Source organism: Pseudomonas sp. KUIN-1, from assembly GCF_009176725.1.
GTDB lineage: Bacteria > Pseudomonadota > Gammaproteobacteria > Pseudomonadales > Pseudomonadaceae > Aquipseudomonas > Aquipseudomonas fragariae.
This window is the reverse complement of record NZ_AP020337.1, coordinates 4,643,165-4,666,255: the sequence shown is the minus strand read 5'-3', so window position 1 is coordinate 4,666,255 and position 23,091 is coordinate 4,643,165. Positions and strand designations below refer to the sequence as shown.

At 59.0% G+C, this 23,091-nt stretch carries 20 protein-coding genes; 11 read left to right on the top strand and 9 right to left on the bottom strand.

Annotation, left to right across the window (positions count from 1 at the left end):
- Positions 1-177: 177 nt before the first annotated feature.
- On the top strand, positions 178-1,608 hold the full coding sequence (sbcB, locus tag KUIN1_RS20910; RefSeq protein ID WP_116894164.1) for an exodeoxyribonuclease I: 1,431 nt from the start codon (positions 178-180) through the stop codon (positions 1,606-1,608).
- Between the two features lie 73 nt (positions 1,609-1,681).
- Here the strand turns inward: sbcB and mvaT are convergent, their stop codons facing one another.
- Positions 1,682-2,062, bottom strand: a complete 381-nt coding sequence (gene mvaT, locus KUIN1_RS20905) for a histone-like nucleoid-structuring protein MvaT (RefSeq protein ID WP_002554971.1) — start codon at positions 2,060-2,062, stop codon at positions 1,682-1,684.
- Positions 2,063-2,420: 358 nt separating this feature from the next.
- Between mvaT and purU the strand changes: the two genes are divergently transcribed.
- Both purU and KUIN1_RS20895 read left to right on the top strand, forming a co-directional pair.
- Positions 2,421-3,272 (top strand): formyltetrahydrofolate deformylase, encoded by an 852-nt coding sequence (purU, locus tag KUIN1_RS20900; protein ID WP_003406331.1) that lies wholly within the window; start codon positions 2,421-2,423, stop codon positions 3,270-3,272.
- A gap of 77 nt (positions 3,273-3,349) precedes the next feature.
- Positions 3,350-3,550 (top strand): hypothetical protein, encoded by a 201-nt coding sequence (locus KUIN1_RS20895; RefSeq protein ID WP_103754454.1) that lies wholly within the window; start codon positions 3,350-3,352, stop codon positions 3,548-3,550.
- A gap of 222 nt (positions 3,551-3,772) precedes the next feature.
- Here KUIN1_RS20895 and KUIN1_RS20890 read toward each other — a convergent pair whose 3' ends face one another.
- Positions 3,773-5,245, bottom strand: coding sequence for an inorganic phosphate transporter (locus KUIN1_RS20890; protein ID WP_003363847.1), 1,473 nt, complete (start codon positions 5,243-5,245; stop codon positions 3,773-3,775).
- 207 nt (positions 5,246-5,452) lie between these two features.
- Entirely contained in the window at positions 5,453-5,650 is a 198-nt protein-coding gene (locus tag KUIN1_RS20885; protein ID WP_002554967.1) for a hypothetical protein, read from the bottom strand.
- Positions 5,651-6,505: 855 nt separating this feature from the next.
- Here KUIN1_RS20885 and pcaR point away from each other — a divergent pair.
- The 5 genes from pcaR (at position 6,506) to KUIN1_RS20860 (ending at position 11,853) form a co-directional block, all read left to right on the top strand.
- Positions 6,506-7,348, top strand: coding sequence for a pca regulon transcriptional regulator PcaR (gene pcaR / locus KUIN1_RS20880; protein ID WP_003363842.1), 843 nt, complete (start codon positions 6,506-6,508; stop codon positions 7,346-7,348).
- Between the two features lie 156 nt (positions 7,349-7,504).
- Positions 7,505-8,362, top strand: a complete 858-nt coding sequence (locus tag KUIN1_RS20875) for a CoA transferase subunit A (protein WP_003406329.1) — start codon at positions 7,505-7,507, stop codon at positions 8,360-8,362.
- Positions 8,359-9,141 carry a CoA-transferase subunit beta gene (locus KUIN1_RS20870; protein ID WP_172980109.1) on the top strand — a complete coding sequence of 261 codons (783 nt, stop codon included), beginning with the start codon at positions 8,359-8,361 and terminating at the stop codon, positions 9,139-9,141. Before KUIN1_RS20875 ends, KUIN1_RS20870 begins: the two co-directional genes overlap by 4 nt.
- Positions 9,138-10,340 carry a 3-oxoadipyl-CoA thiolase gene (pcaF, locus tag KUIN1_RS20865; protein ID WP_172452242.1) on the top strand — a complete coding sequence of 401 codons (1,203 nt, stop codon included), beginning with the start codon at positions 9,138-9,140 and terminating at the stop codon, positions 10,338-10,340. Before KUIN1_RS20870 ends, pcaF begins: the two co-directional genes overlap by 4 nt.
- 211 nt (positions 10,341-10,551) lie before the next feature.
- Complete coding sequence (locus tag KUIN1_RS20860) at positions 10,552-11,853, top strand: MFS family transporter (protein WP_024650600.1); 1,302 nt, start codon at positions 10,552-10,554, stop codon at positions 11,851-11,853.
- A 63-nt stretch (positions 11,854-11,916) separates the two neighbouring features.
- On the opposite strand, the gene KUIN1_RS20855 is transcribed toward KUIN1_RS20860, so the two are convergent.
- Genes KUIN1_RS20855 through KUIN1_RS20845 form a run of 3 tightly spaced genes read right to left on the bottom strand, consistent with a single transcriptional unit; the run spans position 11,917 to position 17,672 of the window.
- Positions 11,917-13,377 carry an AdeC/AdeK/OprM family multidrug efflux complex outer membrane factor gene (locus KUIN1_RS20855; RefSeq protein WP_011268788.1) on the bottom strand — a complete coding sequence of 487 codons (1,461 nt, stop codon included), beginning with the start codon at positions 13,375-13,377 and terminating at the stop codon, positions 11,917-11,919.
- Positions 13,374-16,508 (bottom strand): efflux RND transporter permease subunit, encoded by a 3,135-nt coding sequence (locus KUIN1_RS20850; RefSeq protein ID WP_152092249.1) that lies wholly within the window; start codon positions 16,506-16,508, stop codon positions 13,374-13,376. The genes KUIN1_RS20855 and KUIN1_RS20850 overlap by 4 nt, the downstream gene beginning before the upstream one ends.
- A gap of 3 nt (positions 16,509-16,511) precedes the next feature.
- A complete protein-coding gene (locus KUIN1_RS20845) occupies positions 16,512-17,672 on the bottom strand; it encodes an efflux RND transporter periplasmic adaptor subunit (RefSeq protein WP_003406318.1) in 1,161 nt (386 codons plus the stop codon).
- Positions 17,673-17,927: 255 nt separating this feature from the next.
- Between KUIN1_RS20845 and KUIN1_RS20840 the strand changes: the two genes are divergently transcribed.
- Complete coding sequence (locus tag KUIN1_RS20840) at positions 17,928-18,587, top strand: TetR family transcriptional regulator (RefSeq protein WP_003406317.1); 660 nt, start codon at positions 17,928-17,930, stop codon at positions 18,585-18,587.
- A 479-nt stretch (positions 18,588-19,066) separates the two neighbouring features.
- A complete protein-coding gene (locus KUIN1_RS20830) occupies positions 19,067-20,200 on the top strand; it encodes a DUF3396 domain-containing protein (RefSeq protein ID WP_024659900.1) in 1,134 nt (377 codons plus the stop codon).
- 14 nt (positions 20,201-20,214) lie between these two features.
- Here KUIN1_RS20830 and KUIN1_RS20825 read toward each other — a convergent pair whose 3' ends face one another.
- The gene (locus tag KUIN1_RS20825) at positions 20,215-21,711 is read right to left on the bottom strand and encodes an MDR family MFS transporter (RefSeq protein WP_152092248.1); all 1,497 of its coding nucleotides are present in this window, start codon (positions 21,709-21,711) and stop codon (positions 20,215-20,217) included.
- 127 nt (positions 21,712-21,838) lie between these two features.
- Positions 21,839-22,009: a hypothetical protein gene (locus KUIN1_RS27735; RefSeq protein WP_162885101.1), complete on the bottom strand. Its 171-nt coding sequence runs from the start codon at positions 22,007-22,009 to the stop codon at positions 21,839-21,841.
- A gap of 164 nt (positions 22,010-22,173) precedes the next feature.
- Here KUIN1_RS27735 and KUIN1_RS20820 point away from each other — a divergent pair, with 164 nt between their 5' ends.
- A complete protein-coding gene (locus KUIN1_RS20820) occupies positions 22,174-22,413 on the top strand; it encodes a hypothetical protein (RefSeq protein ID WP_003406313.1) in 240 nt (79 codons plus the stop codon).
- Here the strand turns inward: KUIN1_RS20820 and KUIN1_RS20815 are convergent, their stop codons facing one another.
- Positions 22,414-23,037 (bottom strand): flavin reductase family protein, encoded by a 624-nt coding sequence (locus KUIN1_RS20815; RefSeq protein WP_003406312.1) that lies wholly within the window; start codon positions 23,035-23,037, stop codon positions 22,414-22,416.
- Between the last annotated feature and the right edge of the window lie 54 nt (positions 23,038-23,091).

Below are 23,091 nucleotides of genomic sequence, written 5' to 3'. Positions count from 1 at the left end.
CGGAAGGACGCGCCTGAAAACGAAAACTGATGCTAGCTAGCGCAGCGGAGCTAAGCAACCGACCATTCAATACGCGGGCTGTAAGAAAACATTTCCCGGTGCGCCGGATACGACCCGATTAGCCAATGACACCTGTCACGCCCTACACTTCGCGGGTCTTTTGTTCAGGATCAGCCCGTGACCTCCAGCATCTTCTGGTACGACTACGAAACCACCGGTATCAACCCGCGCAATGACCGTGCGCTGCAGATGGCCGGAATTCGCACGGATACCGAGCTCAATGAAATCGCGCCTCCGGTCAATCTGCACTGCCAGCTCAGCGATGACATCCTGCCTCATCCTGTTGCCTGCATGATTACCGGAATCACTCCGGCCACGCTGGCAGAAAAAGGCTTGTGCGAGGCCGATTTCATGACGCGCGTACATGCCGAGCTGTCTGCGCCGGGTACCTGTGGCGCGGGTTACAACACCTTGCGTTTCGATGACGAAGTCACGCGCTACAGTTTTTATCGCAACTTCTTCGACCCCTATGCACGCGAATGGCAGGGGGGCAACAGTCGCTGGGATCTGATCGATGTCGTGCGGGCCGCCTATGCATTGCGCCCCGATGGCATTGTCTGGCCGGAACAGGACGGCCGGGTCACGCTGAAACTGGAGCGGCTGACGGCTGCCAACGGTATTGATCATGGACAGGCGCACGATGCGTTATCCGATGTCCGTGCAACGATTGCTCTGGCACGTTTGATTCGTGAAAAGCAGCCGAAGCTTTATGACTATCTGTTCACCTTGCGCAGTAAGCAGAAAGTCCAGGAACAGGTTCGCCTGATGCAGCCTCTGGTGCATATTTCGGGACGCTTTTCTGCGGCGCGCAATTACCTGGGCGTGGTGCTGCCGTTGGCCTGGCACCCGCATAATCGCAATGCGCTGATCGTGTGTGATCTGCACCTGGATCATGCACCGTTGTTGCACGAGGACGCTGAAATACTCAAGCGCCGTTTATATACGCGGCACGATGCGCTGAGCGACGGCGAATTGCCCGTGCCGCTCAAACTGTTGCATATAAACCGTTGCCCGGTGATCGCCCCGCTGGGGGTGCTGCGCAGCGAAGATCAGCAGCGGCTGCAACTGGACATGGCCGGCTATCAGGCACGCGCAACGCAATTGAGTGAAAACCGCGAAGTTTGGCACGGTAAACTGGCTGCCATTTACGGCAAGGACGATTTCGCCGCAAGTGACGATCCCGAACAGCAGTTATATGACGGTTTTATCGGGGACCGTGATCGTCGACTGTGTGAGCAAGTTCGACAGGCCGAGCCAGAACAACTGGCGCGTGATGCGTGGCCGTTTGATGATGCCCGATTGCCTGAATTGTTATTCAGGTATCGCGCTCGTAACTTCCCAGACACCTTGAGTGGCGAAGAGCAAACACGCTGGCGGGATTTCTGTCAGCAGCGCTTGCGCAACCCGGAATGGGGCGCCCCCAACACCCTGCATGACTTTACGGCCGCATGGATAGAATGCTCCCTTAGTGCCGGGCCAGAGCAGCTGGAGGTGTTACGGCAGTGGCAGGATTACGCACACAGGCTGAGTAACCGTCTGGGCGTATAAAAAATACCGGGCAATAAAAAACGCCAGCAGGCTGGCGTTTTTTCAATCGCAATGAACCGCGACCTGGTGAAGCTTAGCCCAGCAAAGTGGCCCAGCTTTCAACGTCGTCGCTGCCCCACTTGGCTTTCCACTCTTTCAGCGTCTTGTGGTTGCCGCCTTTGGTTTCGATGACTTCACCGTTGTGCGGGTTCTTGTATTGCTTGACCTTACGGGCGCGCTTGGTGCCGGCAGGTTTAACAGCGCCGCCACGAGGGGCCTTGTTTACCTTGGCATCCGGATCCAGCAGGGCAATGATGTCACGCAGCGACTTTTGGTATTCGCCCATCAGCGTGCGCAGTTTGCCTTCGAATTCCAGCTCGGTTTGCAGTTTGTCGTCTTGCGACAGGTTCTTCAAACGGGCTTGCAGTTCTTTGATGGCTTCTTCTGTAGCGCGGTATTCGTTGATCAGGGACATGAGGGGACCTTATGTTGTGAGGGTTGCAGGGATACAGTGCGGCAATAATAGTCACTGTAAATGAGCAAGTAAACATTAAATAAAAGTTTTATTTGAATTATTTAGCAATATACACACGTCCTACAGACGCCTGAACTAGGGACGCGTCACGCTTCCTTCAAAAGATCGCCGCTATAAAGCCCTTCTTATTACAGGTTTTGTTTAGCGGTGCGCACCCGGAAAACGCATACTGGCACGGTGCAATCTTTGGCCTTGGCGGTGTGCTTTTTCGGCCTCTGCATTCAGGCAACAGAGATACTGCAGTTTTGCTGCGCAGCCGCTAGAATAGCGGCTTTGCGAAGTTCTGGAGTTTCCCCCAATGCGCACTTTTCGTCTGGTGATTGCTTGCCCGGACCGTGTAGGCATCGTTGCCAAAGTCAGTAACTTTCTGGCGTCCCATAACGGCTGGATCACCGAAGCGAGTCATCACTCGGACAATCTCAGCGGCTGGTTTTTCATGCGTCACGAGATCCGTGCCGACACCCTGCCTTTTGACCTGGACGGGTTCCGTGAAGCCTTCACGCCGATTGCCGAAGAATTTTCGATGGACTGGCGCATTACCGACTCGGCGCAGAAGAAGCGCGTCGTGCTCATGGCCAGTCGCGAATCACACTGTCTGGCCGACCTGCTGCACCGCTGGCACAGTGACGAACTCGACTGCGACATCGCCTGTGTGATTTCAAACCACCAGGACCTGCGCAGCATGGTCGAGTGGCATGACATCCCTTACTACCATGTTCCGGTTGACCCGAAAGACAAGGAGCCGGCATTCGCCGAGGTGTCGCGTCTGGTCGGTCATCATCAGGCCGATGTCGTGGTTCTGGCGCGCTACATGCAGATTCTGCCGCCACAGTTGTGCCGTGAATATGCCCATCAGGTCATCAATATCCACCACAGCTTCCTGCCATCGTTCGTGGGTGCCAAGCCGTACCATCAGGCCTCGTTGCGCGGCGTCAAGCTGATCGGCGCGACCTGCCACTATGTGACCGAAGAGCTCGATGCCGGTCCGATCATCGAGCAGGACGTCGTGCGCGTCAGCCACCGTGACAGCATCGAAAACATGGTGCGCTTCGGTCGCGACGTGGAAAAGATGGTGCTGGCCCGCGGCCTGCGCGCTCATCTGGAAGACCGTGTGCTGGTTCACGACAACAAGACAGTCGTCTTCGGCTGATCTATCTTTTCGGGAGCGCGTCTGTCGCGCTTCCGACTCAGCTGTCGGCAATGGTGTAACGCGCAAGGTGACAGCCAATGACCGATCCTCTCGACAAAGCCACTTCCACCGCTCCGGCAACGCTTGGCGAAGGCTGCCTGAGCCGCTATGACCCTGCGGAACTGACTGCGGAAAATGGCACTGATTTCGACGGTGCCGCAGCACTGTGGCGCGAGCTGCAGCAAGCGCAAGCGCCTGGTGAAGGGCTTGAGGAGGAGGGGGAGCAAGAGGATAAGTGAGTCAAACCCTTGAGCGGTGCAAGGCATGCACCGCCCGAAGGGTTTTAGGCTCTTTACGAAAAGTGGCTGCGCTCGGTGATGCTTCGTTAAAAACAGGCTCGGATGCGAGTCCAATCGGAATGCTCATTTACAACACGTAGAGTCGATCGCGACCCCGGCCGTTCCTCGCCTGTTTTTGCCTCGCCTGACCTTCGCTCGCCGACTTTTCGTACAGAGCCTAGATCAGGCCAGGGCCTTGGAAGCCAGCCAGAACAGCGCTGCGGACAAGGCGACCGTTGCCGGCAGGGTCAGCACCCAGGCCAGCAGGATGGTGCGCACGGTTCCGCCCTGAAGGCCGCTCTTGTTGGCGACCATGGTGCCGGCCACACCCGACGACAGAATGTGCGTGGTGGACACCGGAAGGCTGAACACGTTGGCCAGACCGATTGCGCAGGCGGTAGTGATTTGCGCGGACATGCCTTGTGCGTAAGTCATGCCCTGCTTGCCGATCTTCTCGCCGATCGTCAGGACTACACGCTTCCAGCCGACCATGGTGCCGATACCCAGCGCCAGTGCGACCGCCAGAATCACCCAGAACGGTGCGTACTCGGTGGTGGTGGTCAGGTCCTTGCGAAGTTTCTCCAGATCGGATTTTTCACGCGCTGACAGGTCTGGAAGTTTGCCGACCTTGCGGGCGGTGTCGTCCAGGCACAACAGATAGCGACGCACTTCGATGCGGCTTTCAGGGGCCAGCGCGTGGTAGTCGGACACGCCCTTCAGGCGGTCGAGCAGCGCGTCGATGGTAGGTTCGGTCTGCTTCGGATTACACGCGGAGCTGGACGGCAGGTCGCCTTTTTCGGCTTTGCCCATGGCCAGATATTCGCCCAGCGTGCTGCTGTTGCGCTGATAGAACTGGCTCAGATGCTGGGTCGCATCGCGGGTACGTTCGATCTGGTAGGTCGTGCTGGTCAGGTCAAGCACGAACTGGCTGGGCACGATGCCGATCAGCACCAGCATGATCAGGCCAATGCCTTTCTGGCCGTCATTCGAACCGTGTACGAAGCTGACTGCCATGGCGGAAATGACCAGTACCAGACGGTTCCAGAACGGAGGGTGCTTCTTGTCGTCCAGCTTGCGGCGCTGGTCAGGGGTCTTGTGCATCTTCGACAGCGGGCGCCACCATTTCAGGGCAACCAGCACCAGACCCGCAACGATAAAGCCGGCCAGCGGCGAGAACACCAGCGAAGCGCCGATATCGATCGCTTTCTGCCAGTTCACGCCATCGGCCAACGGGATATCGTTGAGCAGGGCATTGGCCAGACCCACACCGAGTATCGAGCCGATCAGCGTGTGCGAACTGGAGGCCGGAATACCGAAGTACCAGGTCCCGAGGTTCCAGGTGATGGCCGCCGCCAGCAGCGAGAACACCATGGCCAGGCCATGTCCGGTGTTGACGTTGATGAGCAGTTCGACCGGCAGCAGATGGACGATGGCATAGGCAACGCCCACGCCGCCCAGCAACACGCCGAGAAAGTTGAATACACCGGAGAAGAACACGGCCAGATGAGGCGGCATTGCTTTGGTGTAAATGACTGTCGCCACCGCGTTGGCGGTGTCATGAAAGCCGTTGATGAACTCGAAGGTGAGGACGAAAGCCAGGGCGAGCAACAGGCTCACAAGCACCCAGGCATCAAGCCCGCTGAATAAATCGATCATGTAGGTTTTCTGACCGGGTCTGAAGGGGGCGCGATTATGACAGAAAAAATACCGAACGACTTGTCGTCACCGCGAGGTGTCGCCTCAAACCAAAAAAAAGACGCATGAGCGCCGCCCCGTTGAATGCTCAATGAGGCCGTGAGGCGTGTAATTCCGGGTGCTGGAAGTCGAAGACGTAATCGGGCAGGGATCATCGGACCCGTGCTGTTACGGCTCTTCTTTCAGGCCTTCTTCCATCTTTTGCAGTTCTTGCTTGAACGCCTGGTCCAGCAGGCTGGCTCTCTTGCGCCAGGGCTTGCGTTCCGGTTCCGGTTGCGCGGCGTAGGTGGTGATTTCACCGCCGTAGACATCCTTGTAGCGTTGTTCCTGGCGCTCAAGTTCCGCGCGCAGTTCATCTTTAGTCACTTTAATACCTGATCGAGTCGAATGGGCTCTGGCGATGACGCAAAACAGTGCAAGTATGTTCACTCCAGTCTGGCTGTATACCCAATACAGTCAGCGACCTGTTCGGGCGATTGCGCGAAAGGGTTACTGGACATGCCTGTTGTTGTCTGCGGCTACGTGCACCAGAGAGAAATACCTGTCGTAGCGACACACGTTTGATTTCAAGCACAGGGCTTGCGCTGGCAGGCTTGCTGATGGTCTCGCGGCGATGGTGCACCGTGACAACGCTTCGACAGGACAGTCGAGGCAGAAATCGGGTGAATGGATCAATCGTTGCGAGGGTATTGCCAACCAACTGACCGATACTATCTCCAAGAACTTCTGCTACGTCAACAACAGAGGTTGAATGAGTTCACAGGTCTGGTTTTTTTGTACGATTGTTCCGAAGTTTCAGTGAGCCGTTTATATGACATAAGTTTTATAAAACAGTTTTCATTTTCGACGACAAAATGTTGGCGAAGAAATTCACCGTTTTTTATATGCAGGATGTGTGGAGTTGCGCGGCGGGCGCTGATCGAGAGCGGGAGGGGGAGGGTGTCGCGAGCATCGGGCACACAGCAAGCGCCTGAGTAATGAAAACGGCCTTGCTTGGTGAGCAAGGCCGCTGCCTTGGACTTCTCAGTGGGTACCTGACCAGTATTTCCAAGAAGTCACTTCATGGCAGAGGTAAAGGTATAAGTATATTTACATGGGGTCAATTGCGATTATCGGCCACCTGTTCGATAATCGCACAACCGGGGGTTGGCTTCGCTCCCCTGCAAAGAGCTGAAACCTGCGGTTTACAGGGCCTGAAAGGCAGTTACATAAGGTGTGTCAATGAACGACGAACTGCGTAAATCTTTTGCCTCATTGGCACCGCCCATCGTGGCGTCGCCCGCAAAGCGCATTCAGGCGCTGACCGGTGATCCGGATTTCATGACCTCGCTGGCGCGTGGGCTGGCCGTGATTCATGCCTTTCAGGAGCGCAAGCGGCACCTGACCATTGCGCAGATCAGCCATCGCACGGAGATCCCCCGTGCGGCAGTGCGTCGTTGTCTGCACACCCTGATCAAGCTCGGTTATGCGACCACTGACGGCCGTACCTACTCGCTACTGCCCAAGGTGTTGACGCTGGGCCACGCCTATTTGTCATCGACGCCACTGGCAACCTCGTCGCAGCCTTATCTGGACCGTATGAGCGACCAGCTGCACGAGGCGTGCAACATGGCCACGCTGGAAGGCGACGACATTCTTTATATCGCGCGCTCTGCCACCACGCAGCGGCTGATCTCGGTCGACCTTTCCGTGGGCGGTCGTCTTCCCGCGTACTGCACGTCCATGGGCCGCATTCTGCTGGCCGCACTGGATGACGTGTCGTTGCATGAATACCTTGACCATGTCGATCTGCAGCCCAAGACCAGCCGCACCATTCGCACCCCGGAAGCCTTGCTCGAATGTCTGCAACTGGTTCGGCAACAGGGCTGGTGTATTGTCGATCAGGAACTGGAACAGGGGCTGCGTTCAATTGCGGTACCAGTCTATGATGCGTCGGGCCAGGTGCTGGCGGCGCTGAATGTCAGCACCAGCGCCGGACGTGTGGCACGCAGCGAGCTGGAACAGCGCTTTCTGCCCATCATGCTTGATGCCAGTCGCGACTTGAGTACGCAGCTGTTTACCTGAAGTGGCCGTGTTTCGGAATGATGGAATTCGTTCGATTACCGAACGTTTAGTCGATTATCGGATTGTTTGCCCTCTTGCTCAGGCATAACCTCATTTTCATTCCGGCGCAGGTCTTCGCGCTGATCATTGAACGTGATGTTGGGTTCGGAGCACCTCATGGCAGACATTCTTTCTCTACGCGATGCGGTGAAGCAACTGGTCAACGATGGCGACACCGTTGCGCTGGAAGGCTTCACTCATCTGATCCCCACGGCCGCTGGCCATGAAATCATCCGTCAGGGTAAAAAGGACCTGACCCTGGTGCGCATGACGCCCGATCTGATCTACGACCAGTTGATCGGTGCCGGCTGTGCGAAGCGGCTGATTTTTTCGTGGGGCGGCAACCCTGGCGTTGGCTCCTTGCACCGTTTGCGCGATGCCGTTGAAAAACAATGGCCGCGCGCGATGGAAATTGAAGAGCACAGCCATGCTGACCTCGCCAACGCCTATGTAGCCGGTGCGTCCGGTCTGCCGTTCGCTGTGCTGCGCGCTTACGCCGGCTCTGACCTGCCCAAGGTCAACCCGCTGATCAAGACCGTCACCTGCCCGTTCACCGGTGAGGTGCTGGCAGCGGTGCCTTCGGTGCGCCCGGACGTGACCGTGATTCATGCACAGAAAGCCGACCGCAAGGGCAACGTGCTGTTGTGGGGCATTCTCGGTGCGCAGAAAGAAGCCGCGCTGGCTGCACAGCGCTGCATTGTGACGGTGGAAGAAATCGTCGATGACCTGAACGCCCCGATGAACTCCTGCGTGCTGCCGACCTGGGCGCTGAGCGCCGTGTGTCTGGTGCCAGGCGGTGCTCACCCGTCTTATGCGCACGGTTACTACGAACGTGACAACCCCTTCTATCAGGCCTGGGACCCGATCGCCCGAGACCGGGAGACCTTCACCGCGTGGATCGATGAATACATCCACGGCACCGCAGATTTCAGTGAATTCCAGAGCAAGCTGGCTCGCGCTTCGGAGGCCAAATAATGACTTACTCCACCAGTGAAATGATGACCGTTGCCGCAGCCCGTCGCTTGCGCAATGGTTCTGTGTGCTTCGTCGGCATCGGCCTGCCTTCGAAGGCGGCGAACCTGGCACGTCTTACCTCTGCGCCTGACGTGGTACTGATCTACGAGTCCGGTCCGATTGGTGCCAAGCCCACGGTGTTGCCGCTGTCTATCGGCGATGGCGAGCTGGCTGAAACCGCAGACACAGTGGTATCCACCAGCGAAATCTTTCGTTACTGGCTGCAGGGCGGTCGCGTCGATGTCGGCTTTCTCGGCGCAGCGCAGGTCGACCGCTTCGGCAACATCAACACCACCGTGGTCGGTGATTACCACCATCCCAAAGTGCGTCTGCCGGGCGCCGGTGGTGCGCCGGAGATCGCCGGGTCGGCCAAGTCAGTGCTGATCATTCTCAAGCAGTCGGCGCGTTCGTTCGTCGACAAGCTGGATTTCATCACCTCGGTCGGCCATGGCGAAGGCGGCGATTCGCGCAAGCGTCTGGGCCTGCCCGGTGCCGGCCCGGTGGGCATCATCACCGACCTGTGCATCATGGAGCCGGAAGCCGGCACCCACGAGTTCGTCGTGACTACGCTGCACCCTGGCGTGACCCGTGAGCAGGTTATCGCCGCAACCGGTTGGGCGATCCGCTTTGCCGACACCGTTGTGGTCTCCGAAGAGCCTACCGAGGTCGAGCTGACGGCGCTGCGTGATCTGGAAGCACGGACTGCCGCGGCTCACGGTCAGGTTGCAGGAGAAGCGTGATGCGTGAAGTGTTTATTTGCGATGCGATTCGTACGCCCATCGGTCGCTTTGGTGGCGGGCTGTCTTCAGTGCGTGCAGACGACCTGGCGGCGGTGCCGATCAAGGCGCTGATGGAGCGCAACCCGTCGGTCAACTGGGAGGAGATCGACGAAGTGTTTTTCGGCTGTGCCAATCAGGCCGGCGAGGACAACCGCAACGTTGCGCGCATGGCCGCACTGTTGGCCGGGCTGCCACAAAGCGTACCGGGGGTCACCCTCAATCGCCTGTGCGCGTCCGGTATGGACGCCATCGGCACCGCTTTCCGGGCCATCGCGTCAGGTGAAATCGAGCTGGCAATCGCCGGAGGCGTCGAGTCGATGTCCCGCGCGCCCTTCGTGATGGGCAAGGCCGATGCCGCGTTTTCGCGCAACATGAAGCTGGAAGACACCACCATCGGCTGGCGCTTTATCAATCCGGCGATGAAAGCACAGTACGGCGTGGACTCGATGCCCGAGACGGGCGACAACGTTGCAACCGACTTCAGGATTTCTCGAGCCGATCAGGACGCTTTCGCCCTGCGCAGCCAGCAACGCACTGCCGTTGCCCAGGCTGCGGGCTTTTTCGAGGAAGAGATCGTGCCGGTGCGAGTCGCGCACAAAAAGGGCGAGACCCTTGTCGACAAGGATGAGCATCCGCGTGGCGATACCAGTCTGGAAACCCTGAGCAAACTCAAGCCGGTCAACGGCCCGGACCGCACGGTGACTGCCGGTAACGCGTCCGGGGTCAACGACGGTGCTGCTGCGCTGATTCTGGCGTCGGCCGAAGCGGTGAAAAAGCATGGCCTGACGCCGCGTGCCCGCGTGCTCGGCATGGCCAGCGCGGCGGTTGCACCTCGGGTGATGGGCATTGGCCCGGTGCCAGCGGTGCGCAAGCTGGTCGAGCGTCTGGGCCTGGCGGTGACTGATTTCGATGTCATCGAACTCAATGAAGCGTTTGCCAGCCAGGGGCTTGCGGTCTTGCGCGAACTGGGTCTGGCCGACGATGCACCGCAGGTCAATCCCAACGGCGGGGCGATTGCCCTCGGCCACCCGCTGGGCATGAGCGGCGCGCGGCTGGTGCTGACGGCGCTGCATCATCTGGAGAAAACCGGCGGGCGCAGAGGCCTGGCAACCATGTGCGTCGGCGTCGGGCAGGGGCTCGCGCTGGCCATCGAGCGGTAAACCCTCCTGCTTCAACCTGTTGTCCAGCAACCCGGATCGTTTGTCTGCCTCCACGAAAAGGCAGGCCGATGATCCGGGTTGTTGTTCGTCCGGGCGCGGAATGTTCAACGATACCGCTATTCCTGTCGGCTGAATTGGCCTGACTGATTGTGCTCGATTAAAGACGGTGTTACAGATTGTTTCTTATGGACAGTTCTGCTTGGGGAAAATAATGACTACAACATCAAAAGCACCGCATTACACCGGCGAGGAGCGAAGCAAAAGAATTTTCGCGATTGTCGGCGCCTCATCCGGCAACCTGGTCGAATGGTTCGACTTCTATATCTACGCTTTCTGCGCAATTTATTTCGCACCGGCTTTCTTTCCTTCCGATGATCCGACCGTTCAGTTGCTCAACACCGCGGGTGTGTTTGCCGCTGGCTTTCTGATGCGTCCGATTGGCGGCTGGCTGTTTGGTCGTGTCGCGGACAAACATGGGCGCAAGAACTCCATGCTGATTTCGGTCACCATGATGTGTGCCGGATCACTGATCATCGCCTGCCTGCCGACCTATGCATCGATTGGTGCCTGGGCGCCGGCCTTGCTGCTGATGGCGCGCCTGCTGCAAGGTCTGTCGGTAGGTGGCGAGTACGGCACCACGGCCACCTACATGAGTGAAGTGGCGCTGCGTGGCCAGCGCGGCTTTTATGCTTCGTTCCAGTACGTGACCCTGATCGGCGGGCAATTGCTGGCCGTGTTGACGGTGGTCATTCTCCAGCAATTCCTGACCACCGAAGAGCTGCGTGACTACGGCTGGCGCATCCCCTTCGTGATCGGTGCTGGCGCTGCGGTCATCGCCTTGCTGCTGCGTCGCACCCTCAATGAAACCACCACGGCCGAAAGCCGGCAGGATAAGGACGCGGGCAGTATTGCGGCACTGTTCAAGCATCATGCTGCGGCCTTCATCACCGTGCTGGGCTACACCGCCGGTGGCTCGCTGATTTTCTACACCTTCACGACCTACATGCAGAAATACCTGGTCAACACCGGGGGCATGGAAGCCAAGACCGCCAGCTACATCATGACCGGCGCGCTGTTTCTGTACATGTGCATGCAGCCGTTCTTCGGCATGCTCGCAGACCGCATCGGCCGTCGCAATTCGATGCTCCTGTTCGGCGCGCTGGGTACGCTGTGTACAGTGCCAATCCTGATGACGCTCAAGACCACCACCAACCCGTTCATTGCCTTCGTGCTGATTACCCTGGCGCTGGCGATCGTCAGCTTCTACACCTCGATCAGCGGGCTGGTCAAAGCCGAAATGTTTCCGCCACAGGTTCGTGCGCTGGGCGTAGGGCTGGCGTATGCGGTGGCCAACGCGGTGTTCGGCGGCTCGGCTGAGTGGGTTGCCCTGAAGCTCAAGAGTGCCGGAATGGAAAACAGCTTTTACTGGTACGTGACGGCGATGATGGCGGTAGCGTTCCTGTTCAGTCTGCGTTTGCCCAAAGAGCCCAAGTACCTGCATCAGGATCACTGATCGCAGGTGTGTTTCGGCCATAAAAAAACCCACCTGATCAGGTGGGTTTTTTATGCACTGCAATCAGAACAACTGAACCGAAGGCTTCTCCTTGGAGATGGTTTCGGTCTGCCCGGTTCTTTCATACCAGCCGCCGCCGAGGGCCTTGTACAGGTTGACCTCGCTGGTCAGCTGCGACAGGCGGTCGGTGATCAGCGTTTGTTGCGCACTGAACAGCGAGCGCTGGGCGTCGAGGAATGTCAGGTTGCTGTCGATGCCGATCCGGTAGCGACGCTCGGCCAGACGGTAGTAATCCTGGTTGGCCGCGACGAAGTCACGTTGCGCCTGGAGCTGCTCGTCATAGGTCTTGCGCGAAGCCAGGCCGTCGGACACTTCCTGGAAGGCGGTCTGAATCGCCTTCTCGTAGTTGGCGACGCTGATTTCCTTCTGGATTTTCGAGTAGTCCAGGCTGGCGCGCAGGTTGCCGGCGTTGAAGATCGGGATGTTGATGCTTGGCTGGAACAGCCAGGCGCCCGATCCGCCCTTGAACAGGCCGGACAGCTCGCTGCTGCTGGTCCCGGCACTGGCCGTCAGGCTGATGCTCGGGAAGAACGCTGCACGTGCCGCGCCGATGTTGGCGTTGGCCGCCTTGAGCGAGTGCTCGGCCTCGAGAATGTCCGGACGACGCTGCAGCAGGTCGGACGGCAGGCCTGCCGGCATTTCGGTCAGCATGTCGGAATCGAGCAAGTGGCTGGCCGGCAGGTTGTCGGGCAGGCTGGTGCCAAGCAGCAGCACCAGGCTGTTCTGATCCTGGGCAACCAGGCGCTGGTACTGGGCCAGTTTGGCGCGCGCGCTTTCGACGGCGGTGCGCGACTGGCTCAGGTCCAGTGCCGAAGAAACGCCGACTTCGCTGGCGCGCGAGGTCAGACGGAAGCTTTCTTCGTAGGTCTTCAGGGTGTCCTGCGTCAGCTTGAGCAGTTCCTTGTCGGCCTGCCAGGTCATGTAGGCATTGGCGACGCTGGCCACCAGACTGATCTGGGTACTGCGACGCGCTTCCTCGCTGGCGAAGTAGGTCTCCAGCGCCTGCTCGCTGAGGCTGCGGACCCGGCCGAAGAGGTCCAGCTCGTACGAGCTGACACCCAGGGTGGCCGAGTAGCTGCTGGTGATGCCTGGCTGACCGGTCTGCGACTGGTCACCCGGCACGCGCTGACGTGAGCCGCTACCGGTGGCCGAAACAGCAGGGAACAGGTCCGAGCGCTGGATACGGTACTGGGCGCGGTAGGCGTCGATGTTCAGCGCCGCAACCCGCAGGTCACGGTTGTTGAGCAGTGCAGTCTGAATCAGCTGTTGCAGCGCCGGGTCATTGAAGAAGTGCCGCCAGCCTTGCTCCGCGGCGGCCATTTTGGCGCCTTCGACCGGCGAGTACGCTGGCCCTTGCGGATATTGTGCCGCGACCGGTGCTTGCGGCTGCTTGTAATCGGGGATCAAAGAGCAGCCGCCGAGAATGAACGCGGTAACTGCAAGTGAGATCAATGACTTGCTCATTGGCCAGCCTCATCGTGTGAAATATGTTTCTGCTTGCTCTTGAAGAGCCCTGAAACCGTTACGAAGAACAGGGGCACCCAGAAGATCGCCAGAATAACTGCGGTGATCATACCGCCAATTACGCCGGTACCGATCGAATGCTGACTACCCGAACCTGCGCCCGAGGAAATCGCCAGCGGCACAACGCCAAGGATGAAGGCCATGGAGGTCATGATGATCGGGCGCAGACGCATGCGGCAGGCCTCGATCGCCGCGTCGACCAGGCTCTTGCCCTGTTCATGAAGCTCTTTGGCGAACTCGACGATCAGAATGGCGTTTTTCGCCGCCAGACCCACCGTCACCAGCAACCCGACCTGGAAGAACACGTCGTTGGACAGACCGCGCAGGCTGGTTGCCATCAGTGCACCGATAACCCCCAGTGGCACCACAAGGATGACCGCGATCGGAATCGACCAGCTTTCATACAATGCCGCCAGACAGAGGAACACGACCAGCAACGACAGGGCATACAGGGCAGGGGCCTGTGAACCGGACAGGCGTTCCTCGTAGGACAGACCGGTCCACGAAATGCCGATACCTTGCGGCAGCTTCTTGGCCAGTGCTTCAACTTCGGTCATTGCATCGCCGCTGCTGTAGCCCGGTGCCGGAGTACCGAGAATTTCCTCTGCCGCCACGCCGTTGTAGCGAGACAGTTTCGGCGAGCCGTAGGACCATTTGCCGCTGGCGAAGGCCGAGAACGGCACCATCTCGCCCGCGCTGTTGCGTACGTACCATTTCTTCAGGTCTTCAGGCGTCATACGCGCACCTGCATCACCCTGAATGTACACCTTCTTCACACGGCCACGGTCGATGAAGTCGTTGACATAGCTGCCACCCAAGGCGATGGACAGGGTGTTGTTGATGTCCGACAGGGTGATACCCAAAGCGCTGGCGCGCTCGTCGTCGATGATCAACTGGTATTGCGGTTCGTCGTTCAGACCGTTCGGACGCACGCCCGCCAGAATCTTGCTCTGTGCTGCCATGCCGAGGAACTGGTTACGCGCTTCCATCAGCTTGTCGTGACCCACGCCGCCCTGATCCTGCAGGTAGACGTCGAAGCCTGTGGCGTTACCCAGTTCGAGTACCGAAGGCGGGACGACCGCAAACACCATCGCGTCGCGCAGGCTGAAGAAATAGCCTTGAGCCCGCTTGGCCAGTTCGAAAACGCTGTTGTTGGAATCACGCTCTTCCCACGGCTTGAGCATCACGAACGCAATCGCCGAGCTTTGACCGCGGCCCGCGAAGTTGAAGCCGTTTACCGAGAACACCGACTTCACCGCGCCGCTTTCCTTGGTCAGCAGGTACTCACGCATCTGATCGATGACTTCCTGCGTGCGCTCGGTCGAGGAGCCGGCCGGTGTCTGGATCTGGGCGAAGATAACGCCCTGGTCTTCTTCCGGCAGGAACGCAGCCGGAATACGCATGAACATGAACACCATGCCCGCGCAGATCAGTATGTAACCCAGATACGCAGGCCACTTGTGCTTGAGCATGTTGCCGACGCCGCGCTCGTAACTCAGAACGCTGCGGTCGAAGGTGCGGTTGAACCAGCCGAAGAAACCCCGTTTCGGTTGTCCGTGCTTCTCGTGATCGATGGGCTTGAGCATGGTGGCGCACAGCGCCGGGGTAAAGATCAGCGCAACCACGACCGACAGGGCCATGGCCGAGACGATGGTGATCGAGAACTGCTTGTAGATCACCCCGGTGGAGCCGCCGAAGAACGCCATCGGCAACAGAACCGCCGACAGCACCAGGGCAATACCGACCAGTGCGCCCTGAATCTGTGTCATGGATTTGATCGTGGCGTCGCGCGGGGAGAGCTTTTCCTCCTCCATGACCCGCTCGACGTTTTCCACCACCACAATCGCATCGTCCACCAGCAAGCCGATGGCCAGCACCATACCGAACATGGTCAGGGTGTTGATGGTGAAACCGAAGGCCGCGAGGATGCCGAACGTACCCAGCAAGACCACCGGAACGGTCATCGTGGTGATGATGGTTGCGCGGAAGTTCTGCAGGAACAGGTACATCACCAGGAACACCAGCACGATCGCTTCGATCAGGGTGTGCACCACACCGTTGATCGATTCGCTGACCACCGGTGTCGTGTCATACGGATACACGACTTTCATGCCAGGCGGAAAGAACGGCTCCAGCGAGGAAACGGTCGCGCGGATGGCCTTGGCGGTGTCCAGCGCGTTGGCGCCGGTTGCGAGCTTGATCGCCAGACCGGAAGCCGGTTTGCCGTCGAACTGCGAGTCGGTGCTGTAGTTTTCTGCGCCCAGGCCGACCGTGGCGACGTCTTTCAGGCGAACCTGCGAGCCGTCGGTGTTGACCTTGAGGAAGATGTTGCCGAACTGCTCGGCGGTCTGCAGACGGGTCTTGCCGATGATCGTGGCGTTCAGTTGCTGACCGCTGATCGATGGCAGGCCGCCCAACTGGCCGGACGACACCTGGACGTTTTGCGCGGTGATCGCGTCTTTCACGTCCACCGGGGTCAGCTGGAAGTTGTTCAGCTTGGCCGGGTCCAGCCAGATACGCATGGCGTACTGCGAACCGAACACCTGGAAGTCACCCACACCGGAGGTCCGCGAGATCGGATCCTGCATGTTCGACACGATGTAGTTGGCCAGGTCTTCCTTGCCCATGCTGCCGTCTTCCGACACCAGACCGATCACCATCAGGAAGTTCTTCACTGCCTTGGTGACGCGGATACCCTGTTGCTGCACTTCCTGTGGCAGCAGCGGGGTCGCGAGGTTGAGCTTGTTCTGCACCTGAACCTGCGCCGTATCCGGGTTGGTGCCCTGATTGAACGTCGCAGTGATGGTCATGCTGCCGTCGGAGTTACTTTCCGAGCTGACATAACGCAGGTTATCGATACCGTTGAGCTGTTGCTCGATCACCTGAACCACAGTGTCCTGCACCGTCTGGGCAGACGCGCCCGGATAGGTGACCTGGATACCGATGGCGGGCGGTGCGATGCTCGGGTACTGGTTGATCGGCAGGCTGGAAATCGACAGCGCACCGACCAGCATGATCACGAGGGCAATAACCCAGGCAAAAATGGGTCGATCAATAAAAAATTTCGACATGGGTTACTCCCCTTTGCTGCCTGCGGCTTTATCAGTGGCCGGGGCAGGTGCCGGGTTTGCTCCTTTGACGTTGGTCGCTTCGGCGACTTTCACTTCGGCGCCTGGTTTGACGTACTGCAGGCCTTCAGTAATGACGCGATCACCTTCTTTCAGGCCGTCTTCGATCAGCCAGTCGCTGCCCACGGTGCGATTGGCCACCAGCGTACGCATTTCAACCTTGTTGTCCTGATTGACGACCATGGCGGTCGGCGTGCCTTTCAGGTCGCGGGTCACACCTTGCTGCGGTGCCAGGATGGCCTTCGAATTGACGCCAGCCTGCAATTGGGCGTGAACGAACATGCCCGGCAGCAGACGGTGCTCAGGGTTCGGGAACACGGCACGCAGGGTCACGGAGCCGGTGGTCTGGTCAACCGATACTTCGGAGAACTCCAGTTTGCCTTCCTGGGCGTAGACGCTGTTGTCTTCCAGGGTCAGCTTGACCTTGGCCGCGTTGTCGCCGGCTTTCTGCAGTTTGCCGCTATCCAGGTCGCTGCGCAGCTTGAGCATGTCGGCAGATGACTGCACCACATCGACATAGATCGGGTCGAGTTGCTGGATGGTTGCCATCGCATCGGTCTGCGCGCTGCTCACCAGTGCGCCTTCCGTCACCGCGGAGCGACCGATACGACCGGAAATAGGTGCCAGCACCTTGGTGTAGCGCAGGTTGATCTGGGCGGTCTGCAGGGCTGCCTGAGCTTCCTGGGTCGACGCCAGCGCCGTGTCGTACTCCTGACGGCTCACTGCCTGCTCGCTGACCAGTTGCTTGTAGCGATCGGACATCGACTTGGCGGACTGCAGGGTGGCCTTGGCGCTGTTGGCGTTGGCTTCATAGACAGCCGGGTCGATCTGGTAGAGCTGCTGACCGGCTTTGACATCGCCACCTTCGGTGAACAGACGCTTGAGAATGATGCCGTTGACCTGAGGGCGAACCTCGGCAACGCGGAAGGCGGTGGTCCGGCCCGGCAGCTCGGTGGTCAGGGTATAGGGCTGTGCTTTGATGGTAACGACGCCTACCTGAGGGGTTTGCGCAGGCGGGGCGGCCTGTTCCTTCTTGCTACAGCCACTGAGCAGGGTTGCCAGGGCGATGGCAGTGACCAGAACGGTAACAGCTGGCTTGAATTGCATGAAGATCCTCGGGGCAGGAGCCTGTTTTCTCAACAGTACGTTGAAGTGTTAAAAAATATTTCGGCTAGATAAGTAGCATGCTAAGGAATATACTTACATTCGCGGCTGTTTGTAAACACCCGCTGTGCGCATTCGGCCACTATTCAGGAAGCCGGCAGCCAATTCGGGACAAGGCGAGACAAATGCCGCCCGGCCATATCTCGAGGCATGACGCAAGACGCGTGCCTGAGGTGAATTTTTTGAGGTCTTATTGCCATGGTTCGTCGCACCAAAGAGGAAGCTCAGATCACTCGCAGCCAGATTCTGGAGGCTGCCGAGCAGGCTTTTTATGAGCGAGGCGTCGCCCGCACCACGCTGGCCGACATTGCAACCCTTGCCGGTGTGACGCGAGGCGCCATCTATTGGCACTTTAACAATAAGGCCGATCTGGTGCAGGCCATGCTCGACAGTCTTCAGGAACCCCTCGACGAAATGGCGCAGGCCAGTCAGAGCGAGGAAGAGGAAGACCCGCTGGGCTGCATGAGAAATCTGTTGATTCACCTGTTTCATGAGCTCGCACTGGACCCGAAAACCCGTCGCATCAATGAAATCCTGTTTCACAAGTGCGAGTTTACCGACGAGATGTGTGATTTTCGTCGTCAGCGCCAGGACAACGCCATACAGTGCCACGATCGGATCACCCTGGGGCTGAACAATGCCGTACGCCAGGGGCAGCTACCCAAAAGGCTGGACACCGCGCGCGCTGCAGTGGCCCTGTTTGCTTACGTCAACGGCATCATCTATCAATGGCTGCTGGTTCCGGACAGCTTCTCGCTGCCTGCAGAGGCCGAGCAACTGGTCGACGTGTGCCTGGACATGCTGCGTTTCAGCCCGACGTTGCTGATCGATAATAACCGCTCGACAGTGGGTGCCTGACTGGACATGACCGGCGGGGCACCCGCCGGTTCCGCCTGCCAGCGACGCTGTGCAGAGCCTGACTCCGATTCGTGCCTCTTATAGAGTGTGTTTACCGATCGTTTGCCGGTATTCATTGATTGCGCCCACCGTGCAGGTATCAGCGAGCGTTGATCTGACAAGATATTGTAGGAAGCAGGTAGGACATTTCCTGATACATGTAGCTGATTTCCCAAAGTAAATTCCGAGTATTGCCCTGCAGGAAAACTCCCTTCACTCTTCGCCTCCTGAAAAAATCAGAAGAGAGGAAGGTTGCATGTTTTTGCCGAATCTTGCGCCTATGTGCCTTGAAATCATCGCCAGTTACGCTGATGTTCACTCGCGCTGGCAGGGCCATGGCTACCCAATGAGTGGGGACATTTCCGGCGTGACCGAAACCTGCGAAGGGCATGCAGGTACGCGCAAAAACCTGACCCCCGCGACTGATGGGAGGGCGGGGCATGTCGGACACTGCAACTGATGCTGTGAGGTTATTGGCCAGGGTCACGCAACAATCCGAACGTGTGGCCATGGATTCCGTGTTGGGCACACCGGTCATACGGTTGGGATTGATCACTACGCTGTATTTTCGCAATGGCCACACCGTGGAGATGAAGCGTCGCGTCGAAGCCTGTTTTTCGCGCTTTTACGATGCGTTCAAAACCAGACTCAAATGGCAACTCTTCAAACGCATGCGCCGCCTGAGTGGCTCCGGTTTCGCCTCGACCCGGCGTCAGATTGTCGAGAGTCCGCCAGACGAGCAGTTCATCTGGTCTATCGCCAGCGCCACTCAGGCTGAAGTCGCCACCTATAGCCTGTTCGTGATGAACACCTCAGAGGGGCAGGCCGACAACGATCGATCGTGTCTGAAAATGGTTCTGCCCTGGTCATACCTGACCGAGCCCGACGGCTTGAAACATTACGAGGAGTGGATCAGGTACCTCAGCAGCGAACTGCAGGCCGAGCACGGCTTTGGTGGTCTTGCTTGTGTGTTGCCTTGCGATGGCCATCAGTATTTGCCGTGGGAATTCCGGCTTGCTCAGGATTTTAGCGGGCTGATGGTCGACCCCGGCCCGCACATTGAAAGCCTGCGTCTGCTGGACCGCATCAAGGGCGTCAGCTGGTACACCGTGCTCGGTGATGCGTTCGTCAGGCAGTTGGGGGGCAGCGACAAAATGCGCGGCGAGATGAGTGCGCACAGTGAGATCGTTTTCCACACCTATCGCAACGGCCTGATCATTCGCGCCGGCGAGGTGCCTGAGCTGGGCGGGCGAGGGCTGCCGCCGCCAAAGCCTTATGTGACGGTCAACAGGATGATCAAGCCGATTCGCCTGCAGGACACCGGCAATCTTCATCCCTACCTGGCTCCCGGAATCGGTTTTACCGATGAAACCACTGCGCAGTGGTATGCGCGATTCGATGAAAAGCCGCTGCCGCCGGTCTATGCCGGGCAAGCATGCCCTCGCTCAGGCAGCTGGTTCAGCAGCGCACAGTCCGGTTCGCGTCGGCACTTCGACGAGGGTGAACTGATGCCTGCGTTTGCTCATATAAAGAGCAAGAAAACGCAATGGTTCTGGGCCGGGTTGCCTTCCTGAGCCGGAAAGGCCGATCAGTCCCGTCCTCGCAATAATCTATTGGGCATCACTGCGGCTGCCGCAAGACCGAGCAGCGAAATGGCCGCGCTGGTGATCAGCAGGTTTCTGAAGGTCACTGCCAGTTCGGTGCGCAGGGTTTCCAGCGCGGGGCCGGTTGCCGCGTTCAGACTGTCGAGCAGGACGTTGCCGGAGCTGCCTTCGCTACCCAGCGCTCCTGCGCCGAGTTGGCCGACCCCGGTGTGCTGCAACATGGCCAACAGCAGCGCCGACATCAGTGCCACGCCCACTGCACCACCCAGTGAGCGGAACAGATTGGTCGTGCTGGTCGCCACGCCCATATCCCGGGGCTGAACCGAATTCTGAGTGCCGACCAATGACGTGGGGAACTGCATGCCGGTCGCAACACCGGTGAGGACCATGAACAGGCTCATCACTATCAGCGACTGCGGCGGCGTGAAGGCCATGCCCAGAATCGCAACCGGCATCAACAGCGCACCGGTCAGGATCAGCGGCTTGTAGCGCCCGGTATGCGCGGTGCGTCGCCCGGCAAAATAGGCGCCCATCGGCATGCCAATCGCCAGTGGAAGCAAGTGCAGGGCGGCGCTGTCTGCGCCGCCCCCGGTAACGGTCTGGTAACGCAGCGGCATCAGGACAATCAGGGAGATGGCCTGAAAACTGGTGAAGAACACGGTGCACCAGCACAGCACGGCGCTCTTGTTGGTGAACAGATGCATGGGCAGCAACGGTTCGGCAGTGCGACGTTCGTACCAGACGAAAATGGCCAGCGTCAGCAGGGCCGTGCCCAGTAACAACTGAACCTCGGCATCGCCCAGGCCATGCCCCTGGCCAATTTCGGTAATCCCTAACAGCAGCGCTGTCAGGCCGATGATCATCAGCACGGTACCCAGGTAATCGATGATCGGCTTGCGCTGCGGCACCGGCAGGCCGACCAGGGTCCGATACGCGACGATCAGCGCAGCGGCCCCCAATGGCAGATTGATCAGGAACACCCAGCGCCAGGACAGGTATTCAGTCATCAGGCCGCCAAGCACCGGCCCGGCGACGCTGGCCACGGCGTACATGCTGCTGAAATAACCCTGATAGCGGCCACGTTCGCGAGGTGGAACGATGTCGGCGATGATCGCCTGGCTGACCGAAACCATCCCGCCTGCGCCGATGCCTTGCAGGACGCGCGCCAGGACCAGTTGCTCCATGCTCTGCGCCAGGCCACAGAACAGTGACGCCAGGGTAAAAATCCCCAGCCCGAACAGCATCAGTTTACGGCGCCCGTAAAGATCGCCGAGCTTGCCGTAGATCGGCACGGCCACGGTCAACGACACCATATAGGCGGATATGACCCAGGCCAGTAGATCGATGTCTCTGAATTGGGCAGAGATGGCGGGCATCGAGACCGCGACGATGGTTTGGTCCAGCGCGCTGAGCAGGACTGCCATCATCAACGCAAACAGGATGCTGCGGATGGCCGGAGGCGTTTGATTAAGACTGGTCAAGGCAAAACCTGATGGCAGTGTTGACCCGCCGCAAGTGTGGCGGGAGAGTCTGGCCAGTCTAATCCGATAGCTTGCTAATCGATAGCTGCCTTTGCGCAATGGCGATGCAATTCACGCTGTGCGCGCCTCATCGCAAGGCGCTGAAGGTTGCATCGGTTGGCACGCAATGGCCAAACGTACAGCTGGAGACATAGGGGGCCTGGCGCGCCAGTTCGTTACGATAGGCACCGGCGCCGTATACAGCCAATACCGCCAGAGCTCCTGCGACAACCATGCACTTTCTTGTTATTGCTTTCATGACGCACTCCTTACCTCGGCTACAGAGCAGTTTGAAAGGACTGATTAGAGTGTAGGACAAGGTTGGGTTTTGCGTCGGCTGCCTTATCGCTGCATGGCGCGTGTCGGACGAGCCGAAAGACGCGCTAGAATTCGCGCTTTGACGTATTGGCAGGGTTGAGAGACATGGCACGCAAGGAATACAACGGGTTTGAAGTGGTCTCGGCAGTGATGCCGTCCGAGCAGGGTTATAACGCGGCGATTGCCGTAAAGGCGCTGGGCGCCGGCGGCGCACCGCGTTTTCATGCGCTGCTGCCGGACCAGAAATTCAAGACCGCCGATGATGCCGACCTGGCCGCTGTGCAAGAGCTGCAGCGGCTGGTCGATATCGATGCAGAGGGCGAACCGGTCTGGGCTGACGCCTGATCAGGCGCCTGGGCGGAACATCTTGAACAGCGCTTCCGGGCCGAGCTGGAAGTAATCCGCCGGGCCGCCGCCGCGCAGAATCGGCTCGGCGGCGGCGGTGTCGTAAACGCCGTCCTTGAGCAGCGACTTGTCGATGTGCACCGCCACCACCTCGCCGAGAATCAACCAGCTGGGCACCAGTTCCTTGTCGGCGCGTTGCAATTGAATGATCTGCGTGACCTTGCACTCGAACGACACTGGCGTTTCGAGTACACGCGGCACCGAGACGATCTGCGAGGCCAGTGGTGTCAGGTTTGCCAGTTCGAATTCGCTGACGTCCGGCGCCACCGGTGCGCAGCTCTGATTCATGGCTTCGGCCAGCGAGCGGGTCGCCAGGTTCCAGACGAACTCGCCGGTCTGCTCGATATTATTGAGGCTGTCTTTGCGGCCCACGCTGCAGAACCCGATGATCGGCGGCACGTAGTTGAACGCATTGAAGAAGCTGTAAGGTGCCAGGTTGAGTTTGCCGTTGGCATCCTGCGACGAAATCCAGCCAATCGGGCGTGGGCCTACAATCGCGTTGAACGGGTCGTGCGGCAGGCCGTGACCCTTGGATGGCTCGTAGGAGTGAATAGCGTCTGACATGCTCGGTTCCTGATGGGCTCAATAGTGGATGTCAGCATAGTGCTGCGCATTTGC

What these genes read in the sequence shown, in the direction of transcription:
- KUIN1_RS20830 (WP_024659900.1), top strand. Translation starts at nt 19,067, where the DNA reads ATGTCGGACACTGCAACTGATGCTGTGAGGTTATTGGCCAGGGTCACG.
- KUIN1_RS20845 (WP_003406318.1), bottom strand. Translation starts at nt 17,672, where the DNA reads ATGCAATTCAAGCCAGCTGTTACCGTTCTGGTCACTGCCATCGCCCTG.
- KUIN1_RS20850 (WP_152092249.1), bottom strand. Translation starts at nt 16,508, where the DNA reads ATGTCGAAATTTTTTATTGATCGACCCATTTTTGCCTGGGTTATTGCC.
- KUIN1_RS20820 (WP_003406313.1), top strand. Translation starts at nt 22,174, where the DNA reads ATGGCACGCAAGGAATACAACGGGTTTGAAGTGGTCTCGGCAGTGATG.
- pcaR (WP_003363842.1), top strand. Translation starts at nt 6,506, where the DNA reads ATGAACGACGAACTGCGTAAATCTTTTGCCTCATTGGCACCGCCCATC.
- KUIN1_RS20860 (WP_024650600.1), top strand. Translation starts at nt 10,552, where the DNA reads ATGACTACAACATCAAAAGCACCGCATTACACCGGCGAGGAGCGAAGC.
- KUIN1_RS20840 (WP_003406317.1), top strand. Translation starts at nt 17,928, where the DNA reads ATGGTTCGTCGCACCAAAGAGGAAGCTCAGATCACTCGCAGCCAGATT.
- purU (WP_003406331.1), top strand. Translation starts at nt 2,421, where the DNA reads ATGCGCACTTTTCGTCTGGTGATTGCTTGCCCGGACCGTGTAGGCATC.
- KUIN1_RS20855 (WP_011268788.1), bottom strand. Translation starts at nt 13,377, where the DNA reads ATGAGCAAGTCATTGATCTCACTTGCAGTTACCGCGTTCATTCTCGGC.
- KUIN1_RS20895 (WP_103754454.1), top strand. Translation starts at nt 3,350, where the DNA reads ATGACCGATCCTCTCGACAAAGCCACTTCCACCGCTCCGGCAACGCTT.
- KUIN1_RS20890 (WP_003363847.1), bottom strand. Translation starts at nt 5,245, where the DNA reads ATGATCGATTTATTCAGCGGGCTTGATGCCTGGGTGCTTGTGAGCCTG.
- KUIN1_RS20815 (WP_003406312.1), bottom strand. Translation starts at nt 23,037, where the DNA reads ATGTCAGACGCTATTCACTCCTACGAGCCATCCAAGGGTCACGGCCTG.
- KUIN1_RS20875 (WP_003406329.1), top strand. Translation starts at nt 7,505, where the DNA reads ATGGCAGACATTCTTTCTCTACGCGATGCGGTGAAGCAACTGGTCAAC.
- KUIN1_RS27735 (WP_162885101.1), bottom strand. Translation starts at nt 22,009, where the DNA reads ATGAAAGCAATAACAAGAAAGTGCATGGTTGTCGCAGGAGCTCTGGCG.
- mvaT (WP_002554971.1), bottom strand. Translation starts at nt 2,062, where the DNA reads ATGTCCCTGATCAACGAATACCGCGCTACAGAAGAAGCCATCAAAGAA.